The sequence below is a fragment of the Cognatishimia sp. F0-27 genome (assembly GCF_020667845.1).
Lineage (GTDB): Bacteria > Pseudomonadota > Alphaproteobacteria > Rhodobacterales > Rhodobacteraceae > JAFMPQ01.
On record NZ_JAFMPQ010000096.1, the window covers coordinates 1 to 852 of the forward strand.

Sequence of the window (852 nt, forward strand, 5' to 3'; positions counted from 1 at the left end):
ATTGCTTATCCTGCTCCGCAAACGCCTCAGACGCTGCCGGGCCCCTTACACGAAGCTCACCTCGTCGAGGATCGCGCCGGTATTGCTCACCCCCACGAAGGTCAGCGTGTTGCCGCCGCCGAAATCCAGCAGCAGGTTGCCATCCCCATCGAGCCGCGAATAGCCGCGCAGATCCTCCGGCACCGGCATCGCCTCGGCCAGCAGGCTGGCGGCGATCTCCACCGCGTCGATGTTGTTCTGGAAATCCACGATGACATCGGCGCCCGCGCTGAAGACGAAGGTATCGGCGCCCTGGCCGCCCTGAAGCCGGTCGTCGCCGCTGCCGCCATCGACGCGGTCATTGCCCGAATTGCCCAGCACCGTGTCGTTGCCCGCCCCGCCGGTCAGCGTGTCGAACCCGTTGGCGCCTTCCAGCCGGTCGTCGCCCGCGCCGCCCGCCATGACATCGGCCCCCAGACCGCCCTGAAGCTGGTCGTTGCCGGCCCCGCCATCGAGACTGTCATTGCCGAAATTGCCCGACAGCGTGTCATCGCCCGCGCCCCCTTCGAGCGTGTCGAACCCGTCGCGGCCCTGCAGGCTGTCATCGCCCGCATCCCCCATCAGGCTGTCAAAGCCAAGCCCGCCTTCCAGCGTGTCGTTGCCGGCCCCGCCCGCGGCGGTGTCATTGCCGAAATTGCCCACGAGGCTGTCATCGCCATCGCCGCCCGAAAGGCTGTCGAACCCGTTGGAGCCAATGACCGTATCGTTGCCAGCCCCCCCTTCCAGCGTGTCAAAGCCGAAGCCGCCCGTCACCTGGTCGTCGCCCGCGCCGCCATCGATCGAATCGCTGCCCGCACCGCCAGACAGCGTGTC

At 67.8% G+C, this 852-nt stretch carries 1 protein-coding gene; it reads right to left on the reverse strand.

Annotation, left to right across the window (positions count from 1 at the left end):
- Window positions 1–45: 45 nt before the first annotated feature.
- The coding region (locus J1C49_RS21485; protein WP_304522461.1) for a calcium-binding protein at window positions 46–852 on the reverse strand (807 nt) is incomplete at its 5' end.